The sequence below is a fragment of the Leptolyngbya sp. ST-U4 genome (assembly GCF_039962215.1).
Taxonomy (GTDB): Bacteria; Cyanobacteriota; Cyanobacteriia; order Elainellales; family Elainellaceae; genus Leptolyngbya_A.
Window position 1 is genome coordinate 631,994 of record NZ_JAMPKZ010000001.1, and the last position, 25,790, is coordinate 657,783.

The window sequence follows — 25,790 nt, forward strand, 5'->3', positions numbered from 1 at the left end:
AATACAAATTCATCGCTTCATCGATCGCAGCCATTTTTTACGCCCTTCGTCTTTGGGTCGTCCGTTAGATACGATGCAGAACAGAGTGCAAAGTTCGGGTAAAATTCTCTGCACCTCTCTGTCATGATTTCTGACCTTCAAGATGCCGAAGCCATGCTCTCAGCAGTTTCTATGATTGGCGCAAGTGCCATTTTTGGATAAATTTTGATCTGGCTTCGATCGAACCTCACTATTTTCCTTGGAAGGAGCATCAACTCAATGCAGATTCTTGCCATCAATGCGGCTGAAGTCCTGGACTCGCGGGGAAATCCTACGGTAGAAGCAACCGTGCTGCTCGAAGATGAAATGACAGTGGGAACGGCGATCGTTCCGTCTGGCGCGTCTACGGGTGAAAAAGAAGCAGTCGAATTGCGCGATGGCGATCCTAAGCGATATGGCGGCAAGGGGGTTCTCACTGCCGTGGCAAACGTGAACGACAAAATTGCCCCCGAACTGGAAGGCATGGAGGTGACCGATCAGCGATCGATCGATCTGTCAATGCTAGAGCTAGACGGCACACCTAATAAATCCGTTTTAGGGGCAAACGCAATTCTGGCAGTGTCCCTAGCGGTGGCCAGGGCGGCGGCAACTTCGCTGGGTCTGCCCCTTTATCGCTACCTGGGGGGAACCAATGCTTGCGTGCTGCCCGTGCCCTGCCTGAACGTGATCAACGGCGGCAAACACGCAGATAACACGGTGGACTTTCAGGAATTCATGATCGCGCCGCACAATGCTCCTTCCTTTACCGAGGCAATCCGCATGGGTGTAGAAACTTTTCATGCGCTGCGATCGCTCCTAAAGGGCAAGGGCTACAGCACTGGGATCGGCGACGAAGGCGGATTTGCTCCTGACCTGAAATCCAACGAGGAAGCGATCGAGGTGATTTTGCAGGCGATCGAAAAAGCAGGCTACAAACCCGGAGACGACATCTCGATTTGTCTTGATCCCGCCTCCAGCGAAATGTGGCAGGACGGCAAATATGTCTTTTTTAAGTCCAACGCGCCCGCCAAAACCTCCGAGGAAATGGTGCAGCTCTGGCACTCCTGGGCAACCCAGTATCCGATCGTCTCACTGGAAGACGGCATGGGCGAAAACGACTGGAATGGCTGGAAAATGCTGACCGAGACAATCGGTGATCGGGTTGAACTTGTCGGCGATGACCTGTTCTGCACCAATGCCAGCATTTTGAAAGAAGGAATTGACAAAGGCGTTGCCAACGCAATCCTGATCAAGTTAAACCAGATCGGCACGCTCACCGAAACCCTGGACACGATCGAGCTTGCCAAGCAAAACAAATACAAGTGCTTTGTCTCTCACCGCTCCGGCGAAAGCGAAGATACGACGATCGCAGACCTGGCAGTGGCAACCACGTCAGGACAGATCAAAACTGGGTCGGGCTGCCGTAGTGAGCGCGTCGCCAAGTTCAATCAACTGCTTCGTATTGAGCGTCAGCTTGGTAAATCTGCCCGGTTTGCGGGTCGGAGCGCGTTTCTGTAGGAGTTTGGGGGTGTTTTGATAGGGTTAGCTACGGTGTAGAAACAAGCGATGTGAAGCAGTTTCCCCAGGGTGGTAATCGAGTTTGCTCAGTCGTACCTGACGAACCACCCATAGCCTCCAGGAAACTAAACCTGTTCAAGGTCCCCTCTTGCTCTTTTAGAGCGGCAGGTTAAAAGTTGGGGGAGTTAAGGAACTGCAAGGACTGAAACAAAGCTCAGAATTAGCAGGCTAAGAGCGGTCGTTGTTCCCTAGCATCCACATAATTCCCTGGCAGCCCCACAAAACACCCTTCTAGAAGGACACACTCCGCCTAATTTTGCTTCCTGATATAGATTTCTTCCGCGTTGGACGATCGCACAATAGGTTTAATCAAATTTTTCTTTTACCTATAGTAAATTTTGATTGAACCGATTGGTTGTAGTTGCCCTGCTGAATTGCGGAGATAAATTATGCGTTGGGATTTTGGTCGGCGAAGCCGAAATGTAGAGGATCGGCGCGGAATAGGAGGGGGTGCAGGTGTACCGATCGTAGGAGGCGGTATTGGTGCAGTGCTGCTGGCATTGGTGGTTGCTTTGCTGGGTGGCGATCCGAGCGCGATTTTTGAGCAGGCTCAGAGCCCAAGCACCGTTCAAACCAATCGACCCCTCGAGCCCGGACAGGATCAGCAGGCTGAGTTTACCTCTGTAGTATTAGCCAGCACTGAAGACACCTGGGGCGCGTTGTTTCAGCAATCGGGTGAACAGTATGTTGAGCCAAAGCTCGTGCTGTTTAATGATGCGGTTCGATCTGCCTGCGGCACAGCAGAATCGGCAATGGGTCCGTTTTACTGTCCGCGTGACCAGTCGGTTTATATTGATTTAAGCTTTTTCAACGAGATGCGAACTCGTCTAGGTGCGCCCGGTGACTTTGCTCAGGCGTATGTCATCGCGCACGAGGTGGGGCATCATGTGCAGAACTTGCTTGGGATTTCCAATCAAATACGGAGCCTCCAGCAGCAGGTCGGAGAACGAGAGGCAAATCAACTTTCGGTGCGGCAAGAGCTTCAGGCAGACTGCTTTGCCGGAGTTTGGGCACACCACGCCGATCGCAATCAGATTGGCATTGCCCTCGAACAGGGTGACATCGAAGAAGGATTAAATGCCGCCAGCGCGATCGGCGACGATCACCTGCAAGAGCGATCAAGAGGCTACTCGGTTCCAGACTCTTTTACCCACGGCAGCTCAGCACAGCGTGTCCGCTGGTTTGAACAAGGCTTGCAAACGGGTGAGCCCGACCAGTGCAATACGTTTGAGGTGGCAAACCCGTAAATCTAGATCAAACACAAAAAAAGGTGGGAATGACCCACCTCACAGATTTGTATCTTTATATCAGGGTGAGCTAGCCTTACGCTTCGACCGCTTCAGACTCGACGACAGGGGCATCTACTTTGATGGTCAGGAAGCGTACCACTTCATCGCTCAGGCGCATGGCTCGCTCCATAGCAGCAACGGCGGCTCCACTGCTGCTATAGTTCATTTGCACATAAACTCCCTCACGCTGCTTATTGATCGGGTATGCCAAACGGCGCTTGCCGCGATGCTGGGTGTCCAGACCTTGTGCGCCCTGCTCGGTCAAAATTCCTTGATATCTGGCGATCGCCTGATCGACCACTTCATCTCCCAGATCAGACCGGAGGATGTACATCGTTTCGTAGTAATTCATGACAAGAAAGTCTCCTTATGGACAATGGCTGCTGCTGCAAAACCCTCTAATCGCATGGCGACCTAGATTGGCGACGATGGAGCTGAAACGGAAGAAAATCTTTTCAACTTCACCGATCGGGTATTGCAATCAGAAGCAAGGATTTACAATCATATACCAGTTAAGAACAGTCTCCTATTATGGCACAACGCTTCGTCCGGGTTCAAACAACGACTGGGCAGCTTTATTACGGTTTGCTGCATCTCGATCGCCGGGTGCAGGTTTTAGATGCTCCTCCCTGGCTGAAAGGGCAACCGACTGACCAGGAGCTTGAACCTGAAACCTATATTTTGCTGGCTCCCTGCGCTCCTTCCAAAATTGTAGCGGTTGGAAAAAATTACCAGAAGCATGCTGCCGAAATGGGCGGAGAAGTTCCGAAAGAGCCACTGCTGTTTCTCAAGCCTTCGACCACGCTCACCGCACCCGACGGCATGATTTACTACCCGCCTCAGTCGCAAAGAGTCGATTACGAAGGAGAACTCGCTCTGGTGGTCGGCGATCGGTGTTTTTACTGCACTCCCGAAGAAGCCCGCAGCAAGATTTGGGGCTATACGATCGCCAATGATGTAACTGCCCGCGACTTGCAGCGAAAAGATGGACAGTGGACCCGGGCAAAGGGATTTGATACGTTTTGTCCCTTAGGTCCGTGGATTGTGCGGGAACTGAGCGGCGCGGCGCGGCTCCAGACATTCCTCAACGACAGCGAAACGCCCGTTCAGTCGGCGACGGTTGCCGAGATGGTGTTTGCGCCAGAAGTGCTGGTGTCTTATATCAGTCAGGTGATGACGCTGCTGCCAGGCGACGTGATCTTGACCGGAACGCCCGAAGGGGTGGGGGCTTTGCAATCCGGCGATCGGGTAAGGATTGAGATTGAAGGCATTGGCTCTCTTGAAAACAAGGTTGCCGTCCGAGAGCCTGCTCCGATTGGGGCGAAAGCTCAGCAACTCCAGGAATAGCCGAGACGAGTTAGTGAGCCGAATTACCGAGCCGAATTGCCGGGCAGAATTTTAGAGAGGTGTTCACCCTCAATCGGCTTACCAACTCTGTAGCTAGCGAACCTGCATATGAACTGCGTTCGACAGCGACGGAATTTCGGCATATCGTCCCAGAGCGGTCTGCACTACAGAAAAGATAACGGCTGCCATCGCGCCCAGGAAGATCACGTTAAACAGGGTTTCCAGAATCAGTCCGCCGCCCAGCACAGGTTGCAGCAGATATTGAATCACGATGCTGCACAGGATCAGCACGATGTCGATCAAGATTGCCTGCATTGCGTTGAAGCGGATAAAGTGATTGATGTTCTCATTCCGCACCACGCCAAAGTAAAGCCCAAAGAACACGATCAGCCCCGCAAAGGGAATCGCGCCATACAAACTGACGATCGGCAAGAGCGGCACTAGAACAACGCTAAGTGCAGGAAACTGAGTGAAAAAAGGCACTCCAAAAGCCAGGGCTTCAATCAGCGGCAGCAGGTAAGGTAAGCAGGCAAAAATGCGATCGGTTGGACTCGTGGAACTGCGCCAGCTCATGATATTTCTCCCAATATTTTTTCCCAGGATGGGGGGTTCTATGCAACATTTGATAAGCATAGAATAGCGTAATTCCCCTGGCGACGCTCTCACTCCTGGGTTGGGGCGACCTTCTACTTTGGCAGGCAGATCATTAAGCCGCTAGTGAATATCAGCAATCCGAAATCCCATCTGGCATTCGTATTGATTGGGCTGTCCCTGCTCTTGTTTACCAACTGCCCAACCACATCGGAGCTTTCCCTGCTGCCAGCGTGGTTGTCCGCCCTGATCTGCCATCAAGCAAGTCGGACAAACCTGCTGGGGCGAAACGAGCTGATTTTCCATGAGGATGACTAGCATAGGACTTCCTCCACAGGCTGAGCTTTGCCCGTGAGTATGCACGGTAGCTTTATTCTATGTCAGGCTTCCCGGATTGCTATAGCAATTGATACGCCTTGTGAAGGAGTTTCATTAATTTCAACATTTTTTTAAACTAACCGTTTTAAGAAGAGGTTTGAAAAGGATCAGAAAGTGCGGCCTTACCCCTTAAATCCCGCAGCCTTGGGGGCCTTTGAATTCCCTAAAGCAAGCGAAGTTTCCCCCAGAATCATCCTGTCAGGGGGCAGTTCGTGAAAAGCAGCATTTTTGAGCCATCCCCTCACCTTTTGACTTTGGGTCAATTCTTTGCAAAATCAAAACTCATCCCTACCACCGTAGGAATCCTTAGCCCGTCTGAATATGATGTGCAGGCGACCCTGTAAGGAATTTCTATGTCAAATGATCCGCAAACGAATGATGCTCAAACCCTCCCAAATGCAATTCTGCGGGCATTTGCAGAACCGGAGCCAGAAGCAGTTTTTGTTGCCCTGTTGCCTGCTTTGTGCGAGGTGCTAAACGTCGATCGCTGCTTTTTGCTGCTTCGCAATCCCGATACGCGCATTCATCGGGTGATTTGCTGGCGGCGCGATCCAAACCTGCCGGATACCAGTACTGATGGCTGGCAGCCCGAAGATGAATGGGAAAAGGACGATCCGATGTTTGCAGCGGCACTGGCAACTCAGCCCAGTATTTTTATCGAGGATATTGAGACGGCAAGCCCCGATCGCCTGAACCGCGACTTTGAGCGGCAGTATCTTGGGCATCGTGCCTTGGTTCACGCCCACGTTTGTCAGAATCAGCAGCTTTGGGGCATTTTACAGCCTGCGGTGTTTGGGCATCCCAGAATGTGGAGCAAAGCCGATCGCGAGACAATCGATCGAGTTGTCGAAATGCTTATTCCGATCGTGGTAGAATCTGTGAAAGCTGCTGCTCCACAGGCGATTAACAGTAGCGATGTGAAGAAGTTCTGAAGAATTCGCAAAAAAAAACGATCTTTAGTCATAAAATTTACCGGAAGTTTACAGAAGCCTCCGTATTAGGGACTAGTACTTTCAGAGGAATCAGCATGGTCTTTTATCTGATTGGAGCTACGCTCACCTTTGGTCTGCTGCTTAGCGCATTCCTGAAAGATGAGTCCACCTCAAATTCAGACCTTTCTTCCTGGATTGTTGTCCTGGTCGGTTCCCTGCTCTGGTTTATTTGCCTACCCTCTGTCATTTACAAGAGGGTTGCCACGGTTCGCCGTCTGCTGGCTCCGGTCTTTTCAGGTCAGACTGCGTAATCAAACTGCTTTGCCGTACGATTCCTCACTGTCCAGCTACAATACCCGTAGCTCAACAAAGCGTTGACTCCTGAGGACAGTTGTGGAATGCCTTTCACTCGTCGAAACACGTTACGACTGCTGGGTTTAGCTGGAATTAGCGGAATTTCTGCCTGTATTCAGCAGGCGGCGACCAGTCAACTTCCTGAGCCTACACCCTCTGCTCCGCCCACGGCTTCCCCAACTTTAGGAGAAACGGCGGTGCGTCGCCTGACCCAGCAGGGTATTTTTGCCCCTCCACGCGGGGATACTCGAATTTTGGTGATCAGCGATTTGAACAGTCAATATGGCTCAACGGACTATGAGCCAGAAGTCGATCGCGTGATTGCCCTTGCTCCTGACTGGCAGCCGGATCTGGTGCTGTGCGGCGGCGATATGGTGGCAGGACAAAAAGCTTCACTCACTCGATCGCAAATTCAGGCGATGTGGAATGCGTTTGATCAGCACGTCAGCGCCCCCCTGCGGCAAGCAAACATTCCCTTTGGCTTTACGATCGGCAACCACGACGCCTCTGGAGCCCGATCGAACGGAAACTTTTTGTTTGCTCAAGAGCGCGATCTGGCGGCAGCATACTGGAATAATCCGCGCCACAATCCTGGACTTCAGTTTGTCGATCGCGCCAGATACCCGTTCTACTATTCCTTTCAGCAAAACGACATTTTCTTTCTGGTCTGGGATGCTTCTACGTCCCAGATTCCTGACGATCAGCTGACCTGGGCAGAGCGCAGTTTGGCATCGAGTCAGTCTCAAGCGGCGAAGCTAAGAATTGCGGTCGGGCATCTGCCCCTGTATGCGGTGGCGATCGGGCGCGATCGACCGGGTGAGTATCTGGATGGAGCCGATCGCCTGCGAACAATGCTGGAAAGATATGGCGTCCATACCTATATCAGCGGACACAACCACGCTTACTTTCCGGGCTATGTGGGCAAGCTGCAAACGCTCCACAGCGGGTTATTAGGAAGCGGAGCGCGGCAATTGTTAAACGGCAACTCGCCCATGATCAAGACGGTCACGGTCATCGACGTCAATCTAAATCAGGCTGAGACCACCTACACGACTTATGATGCGAAAACAATGCAGGTCGTCGATCAGCATCGCCTGCCCCGACTCATTGATAGTCCAACTGCAAAGATTCTGAGGCGAGATGTGCAGTGGGCTGATTTGTCTGGGGCGGAAAGGGCGAGTCGGTATGCGCCGAGGTCTTAGAGAAGGTTTATCAGTAGAAACTGGTCAGCAAAAATCTGCCAGTGGAAAGGTAAGTATCAGTGAAAAGGTAGGTATGAGAAGCCTCTAAGATTCCCCGACCTCCTAAAAGGGAAAACCGAATCGTTGTAGGTAGTCCTTTTGCAACCGGAAGTCCTGACGGCTCAACGTTCCCTTTTGCAGGGAGATTACGGGGATCTCTATTGCTTGAGGAGCTTGATCGCTTAAAGTGCAATTCTACTCAATCTCAGCCTGACGCTTGCGAAGCGAGGCAATCATCTGCTGGCGCACAAGCTTTGCCCACTGATCGAAGTCAAATTCGCCGTTTGCAGGGGTAGCAGCTTGAGAAGACGACTGCGAGGAATTTAAATGGGCTTTCATATGGGCTATCTCCAGAAACACTGATTAATAGGGTCAATCGCGTCACTCACGATTCTAGATGACCTTCTGCAGAAGTCAAAAAGTTCCGTATCTACCGTTACAGAAACTTAAAGGAAATGATAGGGATTGCGAATCCTCCCCATAGACGATTTTAAGCGGATTTTCAGTGTTTTGAGGGATGCGAAAGCCCCTTGCGTAATTTCCACTGGGTTTAACTTGAACTTCATAAAGCGAATGTCACAGGGGTCTGCAAATCATGACGATGTGATTTATTACACGTACCCGGTGAACCAGGATCACACGGCTGCGCATCCCCAATTCCCTTCACGTGATAGATGTTGACCGACCGCCCGGTCGCTAGACTGTTTGGGTTATTTTTACGCAGGCGATCGTTATTATGCGGCTGGGTCGAATTGCAGTTTTACTGTCTTTCATTGGGTTAATCGGACTGCTGGGGTACGGGGTGGAGTTATCGCTGCCGCGCAGGGGTCCCAGTTTGAATAAAACACTCACGCCGATTACAACCCTGGCTCCTGCTGGAATTGGCTCTTATGATGTGCTGGGAATCGTGGTCGATCGCCCGGAAGCCGAACAGCTTTTGCAAACCGAGGCAGGTCAGCAGCAGCTCAGCCGCGAAAATGGCGCGATCGAAGTTACGCAGGATTTGATCGACCTGGGACGCAAGGCGTTTTACACGGAAACTTTTGGCAACGAGTATTTCTTTACCGACGTGATGGGGGCAATCGACGGCGGCATTAACCTGGTGAATCTCAGTCGGGCAATCGTCGCGCTGGGCGGCAAGGCAACCACGAATCTTCAAGTCAAGCTCGATCGCGATTACACCGTGGGTGGCAGAGCCTTTCCCAAAGGCACAGTGCTGAATACAGGTCTGGATGTTCCGGCAGGGTCGCTGATTCCAGTTGGAATGGAAATTCATAAAAAAGGAGGCAAAGTTCAGGTTGGCATTACTTGTGCAGCTTGCCATGCGGCGGTTGATCAGCGATCGGGCTTAGTGATTGAGGGTGCACCCAACATCGATCTAGATTCGGGACTGCTGCTGGCGTTTGCGACCAACTCAGCGGCAATGTTTCGGCAAACGGGAGTGAATCCACTCAAACTGCCCGGCGGAGAGCATACCTACATCAATGCCGCAGGCAAAACAGCGAAGCTAGTGGACGCAAAAGCCTTTGAAGATGCCGTAGACGCAGACTTTCTTTCCTGGGCACCCGGTAACTTTGACTCTTCGCCCGATAACGTCGACAACCCGGCACAGAATCCCTCGTCTTATACCCACGAGGCGTATCCCTATGGCTGGAGCGGCTTTTCATCGATCGGCTGGTTCCACGGACTGACGACGCTGAATAACAATGTTCACGCGACAAATTCCGACCCGTCTACGGCTCTCGAAGCCAGTTTACCGCTGCTGGGCATTGATAAAGAAACCTATCTTGGCTCGATGCTGCAAAATGCCGCGAACCCAAAGTTTCGGTTGCCAAAAGGAGCAAAGCCCTCTGAATTTTTCGATCAAATTGACCCGACTCCAGGCGAACCGGGGATGAATCAGGTGATTCGGATGCCGGGATTTCCAAAAGGTTCGCTGTTTGCGATCGATGGATTGATGGCAAGCTCGCCGGGTCTACCTGTAGGTGAGCAGCTCAACGGAATGTCGGCTTATCAAAATACGCTGGCTCCACCCCCTCACGAATCTGATGCAGATAGCGAAACCCTGCAACGAGGCGCAAAAGTCTTTACCGAGGCGGGTTGCATTAGCTGCCACAGCGGACGCTACTTTAATAATCATCAAGTGATTGGTGAAATTGAAATCAAGGGTCAACCGTCTCGCGCTAAAGCGCTGGCAAAAATACCGGGGATTTTCACCGAGCCAAAAACCTACCCGCCGAGCCTCAGAGTTCCCCTACCTGCCGATCCGCCCGTGCTGAAAGTGCCAACCGAGATTGCGCCATTAGCCGATCGCGAGCTTGCCTTTGCCCAAAACAATCCGGCAGGCGGCTACAAAGTGCAACACCTGATCGGGCTGTATTTGAGTGCGCCCTATCTGCATGACGGTGGCGTGGCTGCAACCCAGGCAGCGATCGCCCCTAACGAAGACGGCTGGTATCAGGTGGTAGAACCAGAAGAAATGGGACTGGCAGGAACCTGGATGCGGCGTGTTGAACCCGACCCGGAAGCCAGTCTGCGGGTGCTGGTCGATCGCAACCTGCGCGAGGCAGCAGTGCAGGCAAACCGCAAGAATGAAGCCTTGCAAAACATTCACTCCGACGGCAGCGGACATAACTACTGGGTCGATCGCAAAGCCGGATTCACACCCGAAGACCAAACCGCGATCGTGCAGTTTATGCTGGCGATCGATGATGATCCGGCAGTTCTCCCTACCAAAGAGGGAGAGCCGATCGTCGCGACGAATGGGGGACTTTGAAAGGAGGGGCTAGTTTTTGAGGGTTTGAGGTAGACCGATCGCCTTCTAACCCCCAAAATTTGCCTTCTAAACTCAACCGATCGCCTTTGGCACTCGACATTTTCTGATCTGGATATGAACGATCGCCATTGGCACTGGATACATTGGCGATATGAGTCAATACATTGCTTCTTGCACCCGATTCATTGCCAGTTGCACTCAATGCATTGCTTCTGTGACCCGATCCATTGCCTTTGTCGCTCGACGCATTGCTAATTGCACCCGATCCATTGCTTCTGCAAGGCAATACATTGTGATTTGCACTCGATTCTTTGCTTCCTGAGCCTGGCGTATTGGCTCTGATGCTCGAAGCATCAACATAGCAGCCTTTATTAGTTTCTCAGTAGGATTAAGGAACGATCGAGGCTGCTGACCATGAGCGACGTACTAACCCGAATTTATAACTCGTTTGATCCAGATAATCCTTTGCCTGCAAATGATCCAGCCTATGTCGAGTGTGGCGAGGTGCGCGGCGAGAATAACATTTTGAAGGATTTGGGAAATGGCATCCGACGATCGGAGGACAAAGCAACCTGTCAGCTTTATGTGGGGCATCGGGGGGCGGGAAAGTCTACTGAATTACTGCGGTTGAAGCAAGATCTTGAAGAGAAGGGCTGCTTTGTCGTGTATTTCGCGGCGGATGCGGAGGACGTTGACCCGGAAGATGCAGAATACGTGGATGTTTTGCTCGCCTGTACGCGCCATTTGCTAGAGGAATTAAAAGCTGCGGACGCTCAGCCTCTACGAAGCTGGTTGCGCGATCGATGGCGATCGTTAGAAGACCTGATGCTCACCGAAATTTCTTTTGATGAGCTGAAGGCAGAGGCGCAGTTAAGCCAGTTTGGTAAACTCAGCACCGCAATTCGGGCAACGCCCACAGAGCGACAGAAGATCCGGCAGCAGGTTAATCCTCATACTCCATCACTGATTGATGCGCTGAATCAGTTTATTGCCGACGCGAAGAAGAAACTGCCAAATGGAAAAACGCAGCTTGTGGTGATTGCGGATAACCTCGATCGGATTGTGCCAATTCCTGACGCTACTGGACGCACGAATCACGATCACATCTTCTTGGAGCGCAGCGGACAGCTCAAAGCGTTGAAGTGCCATTTAATCTACACCGTTCCAATCTCGATGTTCTATTCCAGTCGAGCTAACGACTTGAAAGACACCTATGGCAATGCTCAAGTGCTGCCCATGATTATGGTGAGAACAAAGGAGGGATCCATTCACCCGTCTGGATTTGAGAAAATAAAAGAGGTGATTGTTCGACGGATTCGGGCAGCAACAGCAGGGACAACATATGAGCAAGCCTCTATTGACCAAGAAATCCTTGAAAGTGCGGAGGTAATCGAGCAACTGTGCTTGATGAGCGGTGGGCATATTCGAGAATTAGTTCGCTTGTGTAAAGAGGCAAGCAACAATGTTGATGAACTACCCATTACGGCAAAAGCAGCGCGAAGAGCAATTACCGTAGTGCGAGACACGTATCGACGGACAGTTCAAAGCAACCAGTGGGCATTGCTTGCAAATGTAGCGGTAAATTATCGATGCCCCCATGATGAGGCATATCGAGAGCTGTTGTATTCACGCTGCATCCTGGAATATCGCTACTTTGATGATGACGACGAGATGCAGTGCTGGTACGATGTTCACCCTCTAATTAAAGGCATTGACGAGTTTAAGTCGGCACTTCAAAAAGTAAAGCAGTAGAGAAACCCTATGACTGCAAATTCGATCGATTGGGACGAGGATTTACCCAGCACTCCAGCAGAAGAATATCAAGCACTCGTCCGGGCACTTCGTAGAATCGAGGGTTTCGGCATTATTTTCGTGCGCTGCAACGATGCTGATGAGGAAAGCCTGATTCGTCAGGTAAAAGCAGACCTGCCCCATAAAACGATCGATCAATTGCAGCTCACTGCAGACAGCACGAACTTTTATGAAGCAGTAGAAAGCCTGCCCAACTACAAGCAAACCAACATCCTGTTTGTACGTGGACTGAAACACTCCCTCTACGCCTATGAACAAACCAAGCAGATCTTACGCTGGAGGGCTGATGAAACTCATTCCTATAGCTGGAAGGGTGTCCCAAAAATTCTTGCCAACCTGAATCAACAGCGCGATCGATTCCGCGATGACTTCAAAATCTGCTTCGTTTTCCTGTTACCTCTCTTTGCCATCAAATACCTGATCCATCGCGCCCCTGATTTCTATGATTGGCGATCAGGCATCTTCGAGTTTCCGATGGAGAAGGACACGCTCGATCGAGAGGTCTATCGGGTCTGGTTGGAAGGAGATTACAATGACTACCTTATCTGGACAGATGCTCAACGCTATCGCAAACTTGCCGAAATCCAAAACCTCCTGGAAGAACCACAACTCCCTCTAGATGGGAAAGTAAATCTACTTTCTGAACTAGCTGTGCTTTCTCAAGCAGCCGGAGAACACAAAAGTGTTCTTCACACATGGGATGAGGTATTAAGACTCAAACCCGATTTAGGTGTAGCTTGGAGCAACCGAGGGCTTGCCCTCGCTAAATTAGGACGCTATGAAGAAGCAATTGGTTCCTGGGGCAAAGCAATCGAATTCAAACCGGACTCTTACGAAGCCTGGTACAACCGAGGCATTGCCCTGGTGAATCTAGAACGCTATGAGGAAGCGATCGACTCCTGGAACAAAGCACTCAAACTCAAACCGGACTATCACAAAGCCTGGAACAACAAAGCCTGTTGTTATTCGTTGTGGAATCAAGTGGATAAGGCGATCGAATCTCTACAACAAGCGATCGAGCTTAATCCTAAATATCGGGAAATGGCTAAAACAGATTCAGACTTTGACAACATTCGATCGGACGATCGATTCAAAGCACTAATCGAAGATTCCGATTCAGAGTGAGGCGATCGACTAAGGAGAATTCACGATGGTTAACCCCGTTCCAATCCTGCAAACGATCGCGCTTGAAACCTGGATTCCGGCTGCCTGGGAAGACTTTTTGACCTTTGCAGATGATCCGACGCTGGTGGGCGGCAGGTTTTATTACGACCAGGGTGAGATGAGGATTGAGATGAGTCCATTGGGTTCGGCGCACGGTCAGGATAATTCGATCGTTCTCACAGTCGTTAATCTCTATGCCACGGTCAAAGCGATTCCGATCAAAAGCTTCATCAATACGACGTTTCGGAAAGCAGGACTGCGGGAATTCCAGCCTGATCTGGCGTTTTATATAGGTGAACCTGGCGAGGCTGTGACGTTTCCAGCCCGATCGAACGCTGCAGTAGACCTCAACGAATTTGACCCGCCCTCACTGGTGATTGAAATTGTTGCCTCTTCGCTAGAAGACGACTGCACGCGCAAACAGCCACTTTATCAGCGAGCAGGCATTCGAGAATATTGGGTGGTGGATGTGAATGTGAGCCAGGTGATTGCCGTTGAGCCTAGCAAGGCAACCCAACTCCGCCGATCGCAGGTTTTACCTGGACTAGAAATTGATTGGGTCGATTCTGCCCTGAAACGTGCCCAGACCGAAGACGATGGTGCGGTGAGCCGATGGTTTCTTGGGCTGCTGACGCAGTGATTGGGTCGATCGCCCTTCGCCCTTATACCAAGTTCTCGCTTCTCAATCACTCAAAGTGTCCCTAAGCGAGAAATAAAGGCTTTGACGTGAGCCTCAGCTAACGGGGGCGTTGTAGGGCTTTTACGATTTCTCAAACTTCCTCCCAAATTCCTAGAATCGCGATAATAGAGAAAGAAGAGGACTCCGGGCAGGGAAACAGGACTGATGAAACTATCAAAGAAGAATCTAGATCAGCGGCTCGATCATCTCTACGACGTAATTATTGTCGGCGGTGGCATGGGCGGACTCTCCGCAGCAATCTATCTTCAGCGATATCGCCTCTCCTGTCTGATTATCGAAAAGGGCAAAGGGCGATCGTTCTGGATGCAAGAACTGCGAAACTATCTTGGTTTGCCGCCGGAAACCCCCGGACGCGACGTGATTCAGCACGGGCAGGAACACGCCCTGATGCTGGGGGCAGATCATTTGCGTGGCTTTGTGGAGGAAGTGCGCGATGAAGGCGAAACCTTTACCGTGAAGGTCAGGGTGGGCAAGGAAGACAGTATCTACCCTGTGTTTCGATCGAAGTATGTCATCGCCGCGAGCGGCATTATGGATCATTTGCCAAAGCTGGAGAAGATGCAAAATGTCTTTGATTTCGCGGGCTATAATCTGCACGTCTGCCTGATCTGCGATGGCTACGAAATGGCAGATAAGCAGTGTGGTCTCTTCGTGGGCACTGAAGGAGCAATCAATACCGCATTTGTGCTGAACTGGTTTACGCCTTATGTCACCGTCTTTACCAACGGTTTGTTTGAAGTGGGCGACGAGATGCGGCACAAGCTGAAGGAACATGGCTTTCCGCTCGTTGAAACGCCAATCACACAGCTTTTGGGGCACGACCACGAAATGACCGGGGTTGAGCTAGAAGACGGGAAGATCATTCCGCTTGAAACAGGGCTGGTCGCAATGGGATCGCATTACTATAATGAGTACCTCAAGGGACTCGACCTGGAGTGGAAAGGCAGCAATCTGGTAACAGATTCCATGTGCCGCACCTCCCATCCGCGTCTGTTTGCGATAGGCGATCTTAAAGAAGGCATCAATCAAGTGTCAATTGCCGTCGCAGATGGTACATTAGCGGCAACAGCAATCTGGCGGGACATTCGCAGGGCTGCTCCGCCGCGTCGCTGGGAAGAACACTTGGTTGGGGAAAACCCCATGGTTGAGACGACCTAATAACAACGCGATCTGATTTGGAGCAAGACTGTGACACGAACTGATACCCTCACCATTCCCGAACTGCAATCGGAAGTTGCCCATCTGCGCGATGAACTCCAGATGCGCGACCAGCTTGTGCAGCAGCTTTCACAAGAACTTTTCCGCTTGGTAAAAGGGAATGCTGCAACGACTCCGACTCCCGCTGTTTCTGAGCGGCAGCAAGCCGAAATCCGCGCCCTTCGTGAACAGGTGCAGGGCTTTGAGCAGCAGGCAATGTTCTACCAGGAGCAGCTTTCCGCCAAAGATACGGAGATTTATCAGTTGCGGCAGTCCGGTCGTGAAATGACCGATCGCGCCCGAATGCTGGAACAGGTGGTCGAAGAACTGCCCCGGATTTACAAAGAGAAGTTTGAGCAGCGTCTCGCGCCGATTAAGGAAAAAGTCGCGCTGATTCAGCAGGAGAACCGTCGCCTGCACGCCGAACTTCAGAGCGTCAGCTATCGCCTTGCGGTCAGAAGTCGTCGTGTGAGTCATTTAGATTTGCCGAGCTTCCCTCGGATGGGCGCAACGCTGCCTGATCTGAGCAACGTCTAATTCCAGTTCCCTCCAGAACTGTGAGTTACCTCTGTGGATTACCCCTCTCTTGTGGGATGGCATCAGAACTTCTGGCGCGGAAGATAGCCCGTCTGCTGGTCTGAGCGAGCGAAGACCTCCATCCCACAAAAAGACAGGCCGTACACAAGAAGACAAACGATAAACGGATAGTTTCTCAGCTTAGAAATTGGTGCATGTCCTGCTCATAATCGATCCGCTGCCTGCTGATCAGGATGATTTGCAGGCCCAGTCTATTTCTGCGATCGAACAGGCGATCGAACAATTTCCCGTTTCTACGGAGTCTTCAGTTTCGATCGTTTGTAGCGATCAGCCGATCGCACTTCAACCCGCAGATCTGCTCTGTCCGCTAACGCTCAACCTACCGGATTCCCTGGACTGGAAGGGTCAGGCAATTTATAAAGTCTGTCGAGACGTAGAGGGATTACGCGATCGCGTCCAGCAGGCACTTCTGGTTCCGATCGCGACAGGAGAATTCTGGTTGCCGATCGTCCTGACGGCAAAAGGCGCACTTTACGCCGAAGCCATCTGTCGTGAAAATTCTCGCTACTATCAGCCGCTCCATTTGCCCGATCTGCACCGTCAGGCTCTTTATCGCCTCGCCCATCGCCTTTTGCAGGAACTGAACGCGCCGCCGTCGGTTTACCTGCTTCAGTTTGGTTGGACAGATGGGCAGATTGGCTTCGATCGCCTGTATCCCTTTCCGGCAGAAGCGGCGATTGCTAGTCTGAAGGTTCAAACCCCAGATCTTTTTGCCTGTCACTGGCAATGCTTAACGTCTCAGCCAATTTTCGATGTGTACATTCCAGGGAATGTGGTGTGGCGATGAGAAGCACTTCTCTCGTAGGAGTAATCGCCCTTCGCGAATTGACACGATCGCTGATATTACGTCAAGATGGGAATCATTAAAGGCTGTCACAAATCTTTGTAAAGTCCTATTTCTAAGGTTACTCATTACCGTGGAACTGATTCCCCTGGAAACCATCCAGAACATCGCTCACGAATACGGCTACTGGGCAGTGTTCGGCGGCATTCTCCTCGAAAATACAGGGATTCCTATTCCCGGTGAAACGATTACTCTCGTCGGCGGCTTTCTGGCAGGCAGCGGTGAGCTGGATTTTTGGCTGGTGCTGGCAAGTGCGCTAGGCGGAGCGATCCTCGGCGACAACTTTGGCTACTGGGTTGGGTATTACGGCGGCTGGTCGCTTGTAACTCGTGTGGGTAGACTGTTCCGCATCAAGGAAGAACAGCTTATCAGCGTCCGCGATCAGTTTGCTCAGAACGCTGCCAAAGCTGTAATTTTTGGTCGATTTGTCGCACTGCTTCGCATCTTTGCCGGACCCTTAGCAGGAACGGTAAGAATGCCCTATGCGCAGTTTCTTCTCTGCAACCTCGTTGGTGCAAGCATCTGGGCAGGTGTCACCATTACCGCCGCCTACTTTGCCGGAAGGCTAATTGCCCTGGAAACCCTGGTGCAGTGGATGTCTCAGTTTGCCGCTGTCGTCGTGGCGATCGTCGTTGCCTGGTTTGCCCTCTCCTACTGGCTGGAGCATCGCAAGTTTGGCAAAGGTCTGGAGCAGCAGGATTGAGGTGAGCGGATAGGGGATAAGGAGATAGGGGATGAGAGCAGGATGATTGCTCTATCCAAACTACACTGACTGGTAAGCGTCTCGCTGATGTCTAAGTGACAGGAGTTCCTTTCTGTTCATTCAACGATCGCTCACCTTAACGAACAAACCTACCTCCTTCTACCCACTTACCCATCACTCACCTACCCATCCCCCCATCCACTCATCTACCCTTCAAGCTTTACTTGCCCCGTCGTTGCCAGCACCCGCGCACTCACGCCAAAGACGCGCAGCAGTCCTTCGGAGTCGGAGTGGTTGTAGTCACCCACGCCTTCCATTGAGGCATTTTCTTCGGAGTATAGGGAGTGGGGCGTGTCGGTTGCGGCGATGAAAGAGAGCGTTCCTTTGTAAAGGGAGACGGTGATAGTTCCGGTTGCCAGAGCAGCGGTGCGATCGAGCGCTTGCTGTGCCATCTGGGTCGCGAGATCGAACCAGTAGCCTTGGTAGATCTGTCTGGCAACCAGGAGCGAAAGCTGATCGTAAAATTCGCGGGCGCGGCGGTCGAGAATAAGCTGCAACAGATAGGCATAGCAGGTTCCTAGAATCTCAACGCCAGGGCTTTCGTACACACCGCGAGACTTGATGCCGACAAAGCGGTTTTCCACCAAGTGCGTACCGATGCCAATGCCGTGCTTGCCGCCGATCGCGTTTGCCCGAAGGAAGGCTTCCACCAGATTGACCGACTGACCGTTAATAGACACCGGACGACCCGCCTCAAACCGCACTGTGAATTCTTCGGGCTGATCGAGAGCAGCGATCGGATAGCAGCCCATAATCGGCTTGACAAACTGAGCCGGAGTCGTGAGCGATTCCAGCATTCCCGATTCGTGAGTCAGCCCCAGCAGGTTAGCATCGGTGGAATAGGGCTTGTCTTTAGTAGCAGTTACGCTCAACCCGTTATCCTGACAGAAATCGATCATTTCGCTGCGTCCAGGGAAGCGTGCCAGGAAAGATTCGTCTCGCCAAGGCGCATACACCTCAAACTCAGGAGCCAGCATATTTGTAATCAGTTGGAACCGCACCTGATCGTTACCGCGTCCGGTTGCGCCGTGGCTAAAGATCGTCAGTCCACGCTGCTTCATTTCGCGAATCATCGCTTCGGTCAGCACACAGCGAGCGATACCTGTAGTGTTCCAGTAGCGTCCCTCGTAGCACGCCTGCGCCTGGATTACCTGAAGCCCCGCTTCGGCAATTCCTTCTCGGCAAGGCAGCAGCACAAATTCTGAAGCTCCCGCTGCCAGCATTCGCTTTTCAATATCCGCCGGATTATCCTCGTCGGGCTGTCCCAAATCGGCCGTAAAGCAAACCACGTTCACGCCCTGATCCGTCAGCCATCGCGTAATCGTGCAGCTATCGAGTCCACCTGATCCTGCAAAGGCGATCGTCTTTCCCTGTAAGTCTTGCGCTTTCATGTCGTTTTTCTCTCTCAGCCAACCTCCAGACCGGGAGAACAAAACCCCGATCGGGCAAACATCATATTATCGGCTGAATGGTTCCCATTTTGTTCGGGGACAACCGATTGTTAGAGAATGATGGCATGAGAGGAGGTAGGTGAGTGGGTAAGTAGGGCTTTTTAGGCTGCTTGAACTGTAGTTAGATGGACAATTTCTTCTATTAGACTTTATGGGATTTGTAGTAGAAGCCTGGTTTCACAATACTGCACCTGAAATTGCGGCTAAGATGCTTCGCGATGGTCTCGCTACTGGAGGGTTTACTCCGGTCAAGGTGCCACCTTCTCAGAAAGACTCTTGGAATCGCGTAGCACTCTATCAACATAAAGTGTATGCCGCACTAACACCTCAAACTGAGAATCACTTGGTTGCGACAGTCAAGTCCGCGATAAGTTGGGATGAAGGGTACTCAGCATTCGAGCAAGTCTTTATTTATCTCCTTAATCATCACCAAAACGTCGAGCTTGCAGAGTTGTTGCTTTCAACGCGAAATCCTGAACCCTACCCTTTCCTAACGCACTCATTTAATCGAGGATCGTTTCCGCCAACAATCGTCAATCACAATGAAAATACAATTACTCAAAGAGGCGAGGGTAATTATTGGATGAAGTGGGGGCCAGAACTTCACTTCATTGCTGACAAGGTCTTTAAACGAACTCAAGTAGATGTAGCTAGCTTTGCTCATAGCCTGGCTGCTGCAATCATTCCTCTAAAGGGAGGTTCGCTACTCGATTGTGGCTGGACAAGAGAGTTTGCACTTCCCAAACACTTAAGCTCGATCTAATCACTCCAATTTCATAATTTGGTTTGTCTATTCACTCACCCGTCCACACCTCTACAGAGAACTTTTTGACGGTTAAGCGGGTCAACGATAGGATGCAGTCAGAGCACTGCTCATTCTGGATGCTTAAAAAAACCGTCCTCGACGGAAAGTGTTCTAAAGCGCATCAACCCCCAGATTGTTCAAAAATATCGTTCAAAAAGATTGCTGCCGTGTTTTTTAGCGTTGTCATTCCCACTTATAACCGTCTGCCGATTCTGGAGAAATGCCTGTGGGCACTGGAAAATCAGATGATTCCGGCTGATAGTCCGATCGCTGGCTATGAAATCGTCGTCGTGGATGATGGCTCAACCGATCGCACTGTGGAATGGCTGCAAACCCATCAGGCAGAGCTGCCCCATGTGCGGCTATTTCAGCAAAATCATCAGGGACCGTCTGCCGCGAGAAATCTGGGTGTTCGTGAGGCAAAGGGCGACACGATTATTTTTATTGACAGCGATCTGGTAGTGCTGGAAGGATTTCTTCAAGCTCATGCCATTGCCCTCACTGAGGCAGAGAAAAACCTGGGAACCGATCGCGTCTTTACCTATGGCAGCGTGATCAACACCTGCGATTTCGACGATCCGACTTCAGAGCCATTCAAGATTACGGACTTTTCGGCGGCGTATTTTGCAACCGGGAATGTGGCGATCGACCGAAAATGGCTGGAAGAAGCTGGACTGTTTGACACGCGCTTTCAGCTTTACGGCTGGGAAGATTTGGAGCTGGGCGTTCGGCTAAAACAGCTGGGGCTAAAGCTGATCAAGTGTCCTGAAGCGGCAGGCTATCACTGGCATCCGCCGTTTAGCTTGAGCCAGTTGCCCAATTTGATAGACAAGGAAATTCAGCGGGGACGGATGGGGGTGTTGTTTTACCAAAAGCATCCGACCTGGGAAGTGCGAATGATGATTCAGATGACCTGGATTCATCGGCTGTTGTGGGGTTTGCTGTCTCTGGGTGGCACACTGAACGAAAAAACAATGGCTCCCCTGCTGCAATGGCTGATCGATCGCGGTAAGCCTCAGCTTGCTCTGGAAATCGCCCGGATTTTTCTTAACTGGTACAACGTACGCGGCGTGTATGCTGCCTATGCGGAGATGCAGCAAAGTTAAAAATTTAACCTGCTCATAACTTATGTAAATCTCCCCTTTACATACAGGAATAAATTCCGCAGATTGGTGAAATCTACGATTTCGCTGTGATGCTTTTAATCTATGATCAGAGCTTTTTTGGTGCAGGCGGTGCTGCTGTGGCTGCTGCTGCCCTATCCTGCTTTTGCTGCTCCGATGTCCACTCCACCGCCCTTTGAGGTCGTGGCTGCGGCAAAAAACCATTTTCTGCCGGATGACACAGCTTTTACGACCCCTCAACCCCGCATTGAAGTTGCCCGGATTCGATCGGCGATTATGCCTGGTGTGATTTTGGGTGGACGCTATGACGGAATTTTGAACCTGTTGCAGGATCGATACACAGCAAGCGGAGAAATCGACACCCGCCTGGAAAATGCTGCCCGATCGCTCATCGAAGACGAACTCATGCAGGCAGGCTATCCTGTCGCTGCCAGTTCGAGCCGATCGCCCTTTGCAGATCAGCTTGTCGATAACCCGGAACCGGGACAATTTTTGATCGGCGGTACAATTACCGAAGTTAAGCTCAATTCCTACAGTTCACTGCTGGGCGAAAAAACGCAGGACGAGCGCACCATTCGCTGGGAACTGTTCGATCGCACTGCCGGAAAAGTAATCTACCGTCAGACCGTGACCGGACGCGCCGAGGCAGAAGGCGTAGACAACCCTGCCGCCACCTATGAAGCAATTCGCAACAGTTTTAAGGGGTTGCTGACCCAGGCTGATCTTGCCGATTTCCTGTCTCAGCCCACGATCGCCAATCTACCCATAACGGTTCCTACCCGCTACGAAATTGCGGCAGTTTCTAGCTCAGAAACGCCCCTTTCCACAGAACAGATTGTCAGTCGATCGATTCCCTCGATCGTGCAAATTCGCACCCCAGAAGGACGGGGAACGGGTTTTGTAGTTGATGCTTCCGGCTTGATCATGACCAATCATCATGTTGTTGGGTCTGCCCATACGGTGCAAGCCGACCTGTATGACGGTTCAACCCATAAAGCACAGGTGATCAAGCGAGATGCAGCTCTGGATGTCGCGTTGCTGCGTTTGGAAGCAGATGCCGCAGATTTGATGAGTTTGCCTGTGTGCCCTGTGTCGGTCAAAGTAGGGGAAGACGTGGTGGCCATCGGCAATCCGCTAGCACTCTCCAACAGCGTGACGCAGGGCGTGGTCAGCGGCATTCGCACCCGCAAAGCGCACCATTTGATCCAGACCGATGCAGCAGTTAATCCCGGCAACAGCGGTGGTCCCTTGCTAAACCGATACGGTGCGGTGATTGGCATTGTCACTGAAAAAATTGCCAGTCGTGGCATTGAAGGGTTAGGATTTGCGCTCCCGATCGCCGAATCGCTCGATCGCCTCAATGTCAAAATTCACCCCACTCAAACAGCCCTGAATTCCTGCGGGAGTTCAACGATGCTGGCTGTCAATCAGATACCGCAGTAACGACAGTAACAAGGTCAAAGCTATGAATCGCCCTGATTTCAACCCCTTTCCCAGCCTGGGCGAGGGGCTTTATTTATGACATAATCGATCGTCTCTACTTCGTTCATTGTTTTGTCTACCTGCGTTTAAAGCTTTTATGTCCCTTTCCTGCCAGCAACTTCTTCAGAAGTATCCCGATCTTTGGCGAGATGCAACCGTTCATCCATTCCTGATGCAGTGCCAAACAGGAGAAATTCAGCCGCATCAATTCAACACCTGGCTGGTACAGGATTATTTGTTTGTGCTGGAGTTCACGCGGTTCGCGGCGACGCTAATTACCTGGTCACCGATCGCTCACTTCGACGTATTGCTAAGCGGTCTAACGGTACTGCAAGACGAGCTAAATTGGTTTCGCAAAAAGGCTTCAGAGCGTCAGCTCAATCTGGATACGCCTAGGCAGCCCACTTGTCAGACCTACTGCGCCTTTATGGTCAACATGGGAACGGCTCCCTATGCGGCAATGGCAACGGCTTTCTGGGCGATCGAACTGGCGTATAACCAGGGGTGGCAGCTCCCCGGCAAAATGCCCGAACCTTATACTGAATTTGCCGATCGCTGGGGCAATCCGGGCTTTACGGAATATGTAAAACTGCTGGAACACCAGGCAGACGAAATGCTGCGATCGGCATCTGAAGAAGTGCAGCAGCAGGCAGAACTCGCATTTATCAAAGTCGCACAGCTTGAAAAGGACTTTTGGCAAATGGCATTTGCAGCAGTCTAGAGGCGATTTAAGTATTACTGGTTAGCTTCAATTTCCTGTTTACCGCCTTTGCCCTCACAGATATTTTTAATCGATTCGAGAGCTTTCCCGATTCCTTCATTGATTGCAGATTCAAAACTGCCTTCGGGCGATTGTTCTGCCATCTTCTGCGCCATCTCTGCGGGAGGTGCGTAGTGAATATGCACTGTGACCTTGCACTGTTCACGGTCTCCGTCAACTTCCATCCAGCCGCCGTAGTCATTCTCGCCATCTGAACCCCATTCAATTCGTTTACTGAGGCGATCGATGCGGAAATGGCCATCGGAGTCATAGGAATGTCCACCTGCCTGTCCCTGAGTGCGAACGCGCTCGCCTTCCTGGGGTTGGGCACTGCGAACGGTGGGCAAATACTTCGGCAGATTGTTCACGTCTGCCATAAAATCAAACACATTATCGGCGGGAGCGGCGATTGTCGTAGACTGCTCAAACTCGGTGGTGCGAACGGTGCGAGGATTGCTTGAAGTCATAGCTCTTCCACTCAGGATCAGAACAGTTCGGGCATTGCGAAGCGAATGAAGCCAATGCTTCCATAAAATCAATGCCTGAACCCAATACGCCTCGATCCTAAAGAGCCTGCCAATCTGAAGCCTCTTACTTTAGGGGTACTGCTGAAACGTGCTCCTGAGACGTACCCCCCAAAAGGTATTCCTGAAAGGTACTCTCGCATCGCTTTCCACAAGATACGGAATGATTTCGGATAGAGATACCTGAGCTTCAGGACAGCGTCATTGTCCCCGGTTCCAGACGCGCAGTTCTGGATGCTCCCTGAATGAGCTGTTTCATCTGCGCTACAAATGACCTGGTTTTAAAGTATTCCAGGTAAGCTTCCCGAGCATTACTAACGATTCGTGCTGCTGCTTCTGGGTTTTGCAAATAATATCGACACTGATGCTCTAGATCAGAAAAATCCCACGCGATCGCCACATAGGTTTCTCCAGGAATAAATAGGTTCGGCTGAACATCAAGATGCTCCATCGAGGGTTTGAGCAGCAGGCAGTCATAGCAAATGGCTTCAAAATCTCGCCAGCAGGACTCTCCCCAGCCAAAGGGACTGAAGACAATCCGGCTTTGCTGGAGCTCGCGGAAATATTGGCGTTGGGACACTTCTTTACTTTTATCACTGCCGCCATTGCTTGCAACACGATAATCAGCAGACAGAGGAGCGAGAGCAGCCAATGCCGATAAGCGATACTTGTAATACCAGCTATCTTTTTCAGGGCTGAGGGACATCCGGCAGAAAATATCCATTGTTTTCGCTTTAGGTCGAAAGAGCCATCGGGGACGTTGGAGGAGTCTCTTAAACGATTTGGATGTTCCTAAACTCCAGCCTGTCTTGATCTGAGATGCATATCCCCGAGGTGCAATTGAGCCGACGTGCCAGTTTCCTAGCTCGTAATGCTGCTGCTGTACCAGATATTGCGTGAGAACTGAGCCACCTATCAGGTCTTGGGTATAAAGGGACTGATCCTGATACCGCTGACGTTTAACAAACCCGTCTACATAGGGCAATACGCTCAGAAAGCGGCTACTTGCTTGGGCAAATGGATCAACAAAGAAAAGTTTTGCGTGGGGCTTTTGCTGACGTAGGGTTCGGATAAGGGTTTCAACGACTTCGGGTTGTTCTCGCCAGCTTGGCATCAGAAAGAAAATGTCTGAGCGATCGCCCAAGCACAAATTCACTGCTTCGTTCAAGGTTGGAACATTTTTAACAGCAACCTCTAACCCTAACTCTTGTCTTAATTCACGTTTGTGATAGAGAAAAGGTTCTTGCTGAGCCGTAACAATCTTGTCGTTTGTATAACCAACGAATAACACAGATTTCATGGTAAAGAACCCCGGGGAACCACGCATAGCTTAAGGGAATTTTAATGAGCAGCCTATGAAGCTTAAGAGAATTTTTTATAAGGAAAATCTGAGCGGAACGGTAGATCGAATTGCACCAAACGGTAGTCGCTCAAATGGATGTCGGTTGAGTAGGCTAAAAAATTAACCCTTGCCCGGCTCAGGCGAGGGAATGTACCTGGGATCGTTCGACTTCTGTGGACGAATTCCCCTCAACGCCTACTCCTGCTCCACAAAAAAAGGGGCGAGGCTTTGCCTCAGGAACCCCTGCTCTAGCAATGGCTTTAGCGATTGTTGAAATTCAGAATTATTGAAATTCACACCCCGCAAATACTGCTCAACTGCCCGATCCGAAACTATGCTTCCAGCACACGCTGAATCCGACGCTCAAGCTGGTCGAGATCGAGTCCGCCTTCGTCGCGGCTAATTCGCCGAACCGTAGAATTGACCTTCGACAAATCCTGCAACAGGTCAGTCAGGATCTCCTGCTGCTGGCGAGACTGAATCACTTCACGCGGCTCCTGTACCAGATCGCGGACGATCGTATCTTCGGCACGAGATGCCACAATCGGGTCAGGCTGCCCTTCGAGATAAACAAACGTCCGCCGTCCGGGTCCACGCTCCTCTTCCACGGGCTGAAGCGATGTCACCTGATCCGATCGCACATACTTCCCAAACCCTAAATGCACCAATACGGATGATTGAATCTTCATACTGCTTGTGCCTACTGCTACCTCTACTCTCT

The 25,790-nt window shown here is 51.2% G+C and carries 26 protein-coding genes; 18 read left to right on the forward strand and 8 right to left on the reverse strand.

Features of this window, described 5'->3' with window-relative positions:
• The first annotated feature begins 258 nt into the window (after positions 1-258).
• Entirely contained in the window at positions 259-1,536 is a 1,278-nt protein-coding gene (gene eno / locus NDA02_RS02780) for a phosphopyruvate hydratase (RefSeq protein ID WP_190791854.1), read from the forward strand.
• Between the two features lie 449 nt (positions 1,537-1,985).
• Positions 1,986-2,843, forward strand: a complete 858-nt coding sequence (locus NDA02_RS02785; RefSeq protein ID WP_348254370.1) for a neutral zinc metallopeptidase — start codon at positions 1,986-1,988, stop codon at positions 2,841-2,843.
• A gap of 76 nt (positions 2,844-2,919) precedes the next feature.
• On the opposite strand, the gene rpsF is transcribed toward NDA02_RS02785, so the two are convergent.
• A complete protein-coding gene (rpsF, locus tag NDA02_RS02790; RefSeq protein WP_348247258.1) occupies positions 2,920-3,237 on the reverse strand; it encodes a 30S ribosomal protein S6 in 318 nt (105 codons plus the stop codon).
• 179 nt (positions 3,238-3,416) lie between these two features.
• Here rpsF and NDA02_RS02795 point away from each other — a divergent pair, with 179 nt between their 5' ends.
• Positions 3,417-4,232 carry a fumarylacetoacetate hydrolase family protein gene (locus NDA02_RS02795; protein ID WP_190792691.1) on the forward strand — a complete coding sequence of 272 codons (816 nt, stop codon included), beginning with the start codon at positions 3,417-3,419 and terminating at the stop codon, positions 4,230-4,232.
• Positions 4,233-4,325: 93 nt separating this feature from the next.
• Here the strand turns inward: NDA02_RS02795 and NDA02_RS02800 are convergent, their stop codons facing one another.
• Positions 4,326-4,805 (reverse strand): Tic20 family protein, encoded by a 480-nt coding sequence (locus tag NDA02_RS02800; RefSeq protein WP_190792690.1) that lies wholly within the window; start codon positions 4,803-4,805, stop codon positions 4,326-4,328.
• Positions 4,806-4,946: 141 nt separating this feature from the next.
• Positions 4,947-5,144, reverse strand: a complete 198-nt coding sequence (locus tag NDA02_RS02805) for a hypothetical protein (RefSeq protein WP_190792689.1) — start codon at positions 5,142-5,144, stop codon at positions 4,947-4,949.
• A 410-nt stretch (positions 5,145-5,554) separates the two neighbouring features.
• On the opposite strand from NDA02_RS02805, the gene NDA02_RS02810 reads away from it, so the two are divergent.
• From NDA02_RS02810 to NDA02_RS02820, 3 genes are all read left to right on the forward strand, one after another.
• A complete protein-coding gene (locus tag NDA02_RS02810; RefSeq protein WP_190792688.1) occupies positions 5,555-6,133 on the forward strand; it encodes a GAF domain-containing protein in 579 nt (192 codons plus the stop codon).
• Between the two features lie 95 nt (positions 6,134-6,228).
• Positions 6,229-6,444, forward strand: coding sequence for a hypothetical protein (locus tag NDA02_RS02815; protein WP_190792687.1), 216 nt, complete (start codon positions 6,229-6,231; stop codon positions 6,442-6,444).
• Positions 6,445-6,531: 87 nt separating this feature from the next.
• On the forward strand, positions 6,532-7,689 hold the full coding sequence (locus tag NDA02_RS02820; RefSeq protein WP_190792686.1) for a metallophosphoesterase: 1,158 nt from the start codon (positions 6,532-6,534) through the stop codon (positions 7,687-7,689).
• Positions 7,690-7,923: 234 nt separating this feature from the next.
• Here the strand turns inward: NDA02_RS02820 and NDA02_RS02825 are convergent, their stop codons facing one another.
• On the reverse strand, positions 7,924-8,067 hold the full coding sequence (locus NDA02_RS02825; RefSeq protein WP_190792685.1) for a hypothetical protein: 144 nt from the start codon (positions 8,065-8,067) through the stop codon (positions 7,924-7,926).
• 397 nt (positions 8,068-8,464) lie between these two features.
• Here NDA02_RS02825 and NDA02_RS02830 point away from each other — a divergent pair, with 397 nt between their 5' ends.
• The 8 genes from NDA02_RS02830 (at position 8,465) to NDA02_RS02865 (ending at position 17,521) form a co-directional block, all read left to right on the forward strand.
• Positions 8,465-10,504 carry a hypothetical protein gene (locus tag NDA02_RS02830; RefSeq protein WP_190792684.1) on the forward strand — a complete coding sequence of 680 codons (2,040 nt, stop codon included), beginning with the start codon at positions 8,465-8,467 and terminating at the stop codon, positions 10,502-10,504.
• Between the two features lie 414 nt (positions 10,505-10,918).
• Positions 10,919-12,256 carry an ATP-binding protein gene (locus NDA02_RS02835; RefSeq protein ID WP_199296636.1) on the forward strand — a complete coding sequence of 446 codons (1,338 nt, stop codon included), beginning with the start codon at positions 10,919-10,921 and terminating at the stop codon, positions 12,254-12,256.
• Positions 12,257-12,265: 9 nt separating this feature from the next.
• On the forward strand, positions 12,266-13,441 hold the full coding sequence (locus tag NDA02_RS02840; RefSeq protein ID WP_190792683.1) for a tetratricopeptide repeat protein: 1,176 nt from the start codon (positions 12,266-12,268) through the stop codon (positions 13,439-13,441).
• A gap of 25 nt (positions 13,442-13,466) precedes the next feature.
• Positions 13,467-14,120: a Uma2 family endonuclease gene (locus tag NDA02_RS02845; protein ID WP_348254374.1), complete on the forward strand. Its 654-nt coding sequence runs from the start codon at positions 13,467-13,469 to the stop codon at positions 14,118-14,120.
• A 204-nt stretch (positions 14,121-14,324) separates the two neighbouring features.
• Positions 14,325-15,338, forward strand: coding sequence for an NAD(P)/FAD-dependent oxidoreductase (locus tag NDA02_RS02850; protein WP_190792681.1), 1,014 nt, complete (start codon positions 14,325-14,327; stop codon positions 15,336-15,338).
• Between the two features lie 30 nt (positions 15,339-15,368).
• The gene (locus tag NDA02_RS02855) at positions 15,369-15,914 is read left to right on the forward strand and encodes an Npun_F5560 family protein (protein ID WP_190792680.1); all 546 of its coding nucleotides are present in this window, start codon (positions 15,369-15,371) and stop codon (positions 15,912-15,914) included.
• Between the two features lie 190 nt (positions 15,915-16,104).
• Complete coding sequence (locus NDA02_RS02860) at positions 16,105-16,761, forward strand: hypothetical protein (RefSeq protein ID WP_190792679.1); 657 nt, start codon at positions 16,105-16,107, stop codon at positions 16,759-16,761.
• Positions 16,762-16,885: 124 nt separating this feature from the next.
• Positions 16,886-17,521, forward strand: coding sequence for a VTT domain-containing protein (locus NDA02_RS02865; RefSeq protein ID WP_190792692.1), 636 nt, complete (start codon positions 16,886-16,888; stop codon positions 17,519-17,521).
• A gap of 206 nt (positions 17,522-17,727) precedes the next feature.
• Here NDA02_RS02865 and argG read toward each other — a convergent pair whose 3' ends face one another.
• Positions 17,728-18,972, reverse strand: coding sequence for an argininosuccinate synthase (gene argG / locus NDA02_RS02870; protein ID WP_190792678.1), 1,245 nt, complete (start codon positions 18,970-18,972; stop codon positions 17,728-17,730).
• Positions 18,973-19,183: 211 nt separating this feature from the next.
• Here argG and NDA02_RS02875 point away from each other — a divergent pair, with 211 nt between their 5' ends.
• The 4 genes from NDA02_RS02875 (at position 19,184) to NDA02_RS02890 (ending at position 23,164) form a co-directional block, all read left to right on the forward strand.
• Entirely contained in the window at positions 19,184-19,795 is a 612-nt protein-coding gene (locus tag NDA02_RS02875; protein WP_190792677.1) for a hypothetical protein, read from the forward strand.
• Positions 19,796-20,004: 209 nt separating this feature from the next.
• A complete protein-coding gene (locus tag NDA02_RS02880; RefSeq protein WP_347277890.1) occupies positions 20,005-20,943 on the forward strand; it encodes a glycosyltransferase in 939 nt (312 codons plus the stop codon).
• A 102-nt stretch (positions 20,944-21,045) separates the two neighbouring features.
• Positions 21,046-22,404 carry a trypsin-like peptidase domain-containing protein gene (locus NDA02_RS02885; RefSeq protein WP_190792675.1) on the forward strand — a complete coding sequence of 453 codons (1,359 nt, stop codon included), beginning with the start codon at positions 21,046-21,048 and terminating at the stop codon, positions 22,402-22,404.
• Between the two features lie 136 nt (positions 22,405-22,540).
• Entirely contained in the window at positions 22,541-23,164 is a 624-nt protein-coding gene (locus tag NDA02_RS02890) for a TenA family transcriptional regulator (protein ID WP_190792674.1), read from the forward strand.
• 14 nt (positions 23,165-23,178) lie between these two features.
• Here NDA02_RS02890 and NDA02_RS02895 read toward each other — a convergent pair whose 3' ends face one another.
• From NDA02_RS02895 to NDA02_RS02905, 3 genes are all read right to left on the reverse strand, one after another.
• Positions 23,179-23,670 carry an SRPBCC family protein gene (locus NDA02_RS02895; protein WP_348247245.1) on the reverse strand — a complete coding sequence of 164 codons (492 nt, stop codon included), beginning with the start codon at positions 23,668-23,670 and terminating at the stop codon, positions 23,179-23,181.
• A gap of 247 nt (positions 23,671-23,917) precedes the next feature.
• Positions 23,918-25,027, reverse strand: coding sequence for a glycosyltransferase (locus tag NDA02_RS02900; RefSeq protein ID WP_348254375.1), 1,110 nt, complete (start codon positions 25,025-25,027; stop codon positions 23,918-23,920).
• Positions 25,028-25,401: 374 nt separating this feature from the next.
• Positions 25,402-25,758 (reverse strand): hypothetical protein, encoded by a 357-nt coding sequence (locus NDA02_RS02905; protein WP_190790630.1) that lies wholly within the window; start codon positions 25,756-25,758, stop codon positions 25,402-25,404.
• Positions 25,759-25,790: the final 32 nt, after the last annotated feature.

Excerpts from the sequence above, each read along its gene's own strand:
- NDA02_RS02805 (WP_190792689.1), bottom strand. The coding sequence starts at position 5,144 with ATGCTAGTCATCCTCATGGAAAATCAGCTCGTTTCGCCCCAGCAGGTT.
- rpsF (WP_348247258.1), bottom strand. The coding sequence starts at position 3,237 with ATGAATTACTACGAAACGATGTACATCCTCCGGTCTGATCTGGGAGAT.
- NDA02_RS02810 (WP_190792688.1), top strand. The coding sequence starts at position 5,555 with ATGTCAAATGATCCGCAAACGAATGATGCTCAAACCCTCCCAAATGCA.
- NDA02_RS02900 (WP_348254375.1), bottom strand. The coding sequence starts at position 25,027 with ATGAAATCTGTGTTATTCGTTGGTTATACAAACGACAAGATTGTTACG.
- NDA02_RS02845 (WP_348254374.1), top strand. The coding sequence starts at position 13,467 with ATGGTTAACCCCGTTCCAATCCTGCAAACGATCGCGCTTGAAACCTGG.
- NDA02_RS02785 (WP_348254370.1), top strand. The coding sequence starts at position 1,986 with ATGCGTTGGGATTTTGGTCGGCGAAGCCGAAATGTAGAGGATCGGCGC.
- NDA02_RS02825 (WP_190792685.1), bottom strand. The coding sequence starts at position 8,067 with ATGAAAGCCCATTTAAATTCCTCGCAGTCGTCTTCTCAAGCTGCTACC.
- NDA02_RS02815 (WP_190792687.1), top strand. The coding sequence starts at position 6,229 with ATGGTCTTTTATCTGATTGGAGCTACGCTCACCTTTGGTCTGCTGCTT.
- NDA02_RS02850 (WP_190792681.1), top strand. The coding sequence starts at position 14,325 with ATGAAACTATCAAAGAAGAATCTAGATCAGCGGCTCGATCATCTCTAC.
- NDA02_RS02835 (WP_199296636.1), top strand. The coding sequence starts at position 10,919 with ATGAGCGACGTACTAACCCGAATTTATAACTCGTTTGATCCAGATAAT.
- NDA02_RS02875 (WP_190792677.1), top strand. The coding sequence starts at position 19,184 with ATGGGATTTGTAGTAGAAGCCTGGTTTCACAATACTGCACCTGAAATT.
- NDA02_RS02890 (WP_190792674.1), top strand. The coding sequence starts at position 22,541 with ATGTCCCTTTCCTGCCAGCAACTTCTTCAGAAGTATCCCGATCTTTGG.
- NDA02_RS02840 (WP_190792683.1), top strand. The coding sequence starts at position 12,266 with ATGACTGCAAATTCGATCGATTGGGACGAGGATTTACCCAGCACTCCA.
- NDA02_RS02800 (WP_190792690.1), bottom strand. The coding sequence starts at position 4,805 with ATGAGCTGGCGCAGTTCCACGAGTCCAACCGATCGCATTTTTGCCTGC.
- NDA02_RS02830 (WP_190792684.1), top strand. The coding sequence starts at position 8,465 with ATGCGGCTGGGTCGAATTGCAGTTTTACTGTCTTTCATTGGGTTAATC.
- NDA02_RS02795 (WP_190792691.1), top strand. The coding sequence starts at position 3,417 with ATGGCACAACGCTTCGTCCGGGTTCAAACAACGACTGGGCAGCTTTAT.
- NDA02_RS02895 (WP_348247245.1), bottom strand. The coding sequence starts at position 23,670 with ATGACTTCAAGCAATCCTCGCACCGTTCGCACCACCGAGTTTGAGCAG.
- NDA02_RS02820 (WP_190792686.1), top strand. The coding sequence starts at position 6,532 with ATGCCTTTCACTCGTCGAAACACGTTACGACTGCTGGGTTTAGCTGGA.
- argG (WP_190792678.1), bottom strand. The coding sequence starts at position 18,972 with ATGAAAGCGCAAGACTTACAGGGAAAGACGATCGCCTTTGCAGGATCA.
- NDA02_RS02905 (WP_190790630.1), bottom strand. The coding sequence starts at position 25,758 with ATGAAGATTCAATCATCCGTATTGGTGCATTTAGGGTTTGGGAAGTAT.
- eno (WP_190791854.1), top strand. The coding sequence starts at position 259 with ATGCAGATTCTTGCCATCAATGCGGCTGAAGTCCTGGACTCGCGGGGA.
- NDA02_RS02885 (WP_190792675.1), top strand. The coding sequence starts at position 21,046 with ATGATCAGAGCTTTTTTGGTGCAGGCGGTGCTGCTGTGGCTGCTGCTG.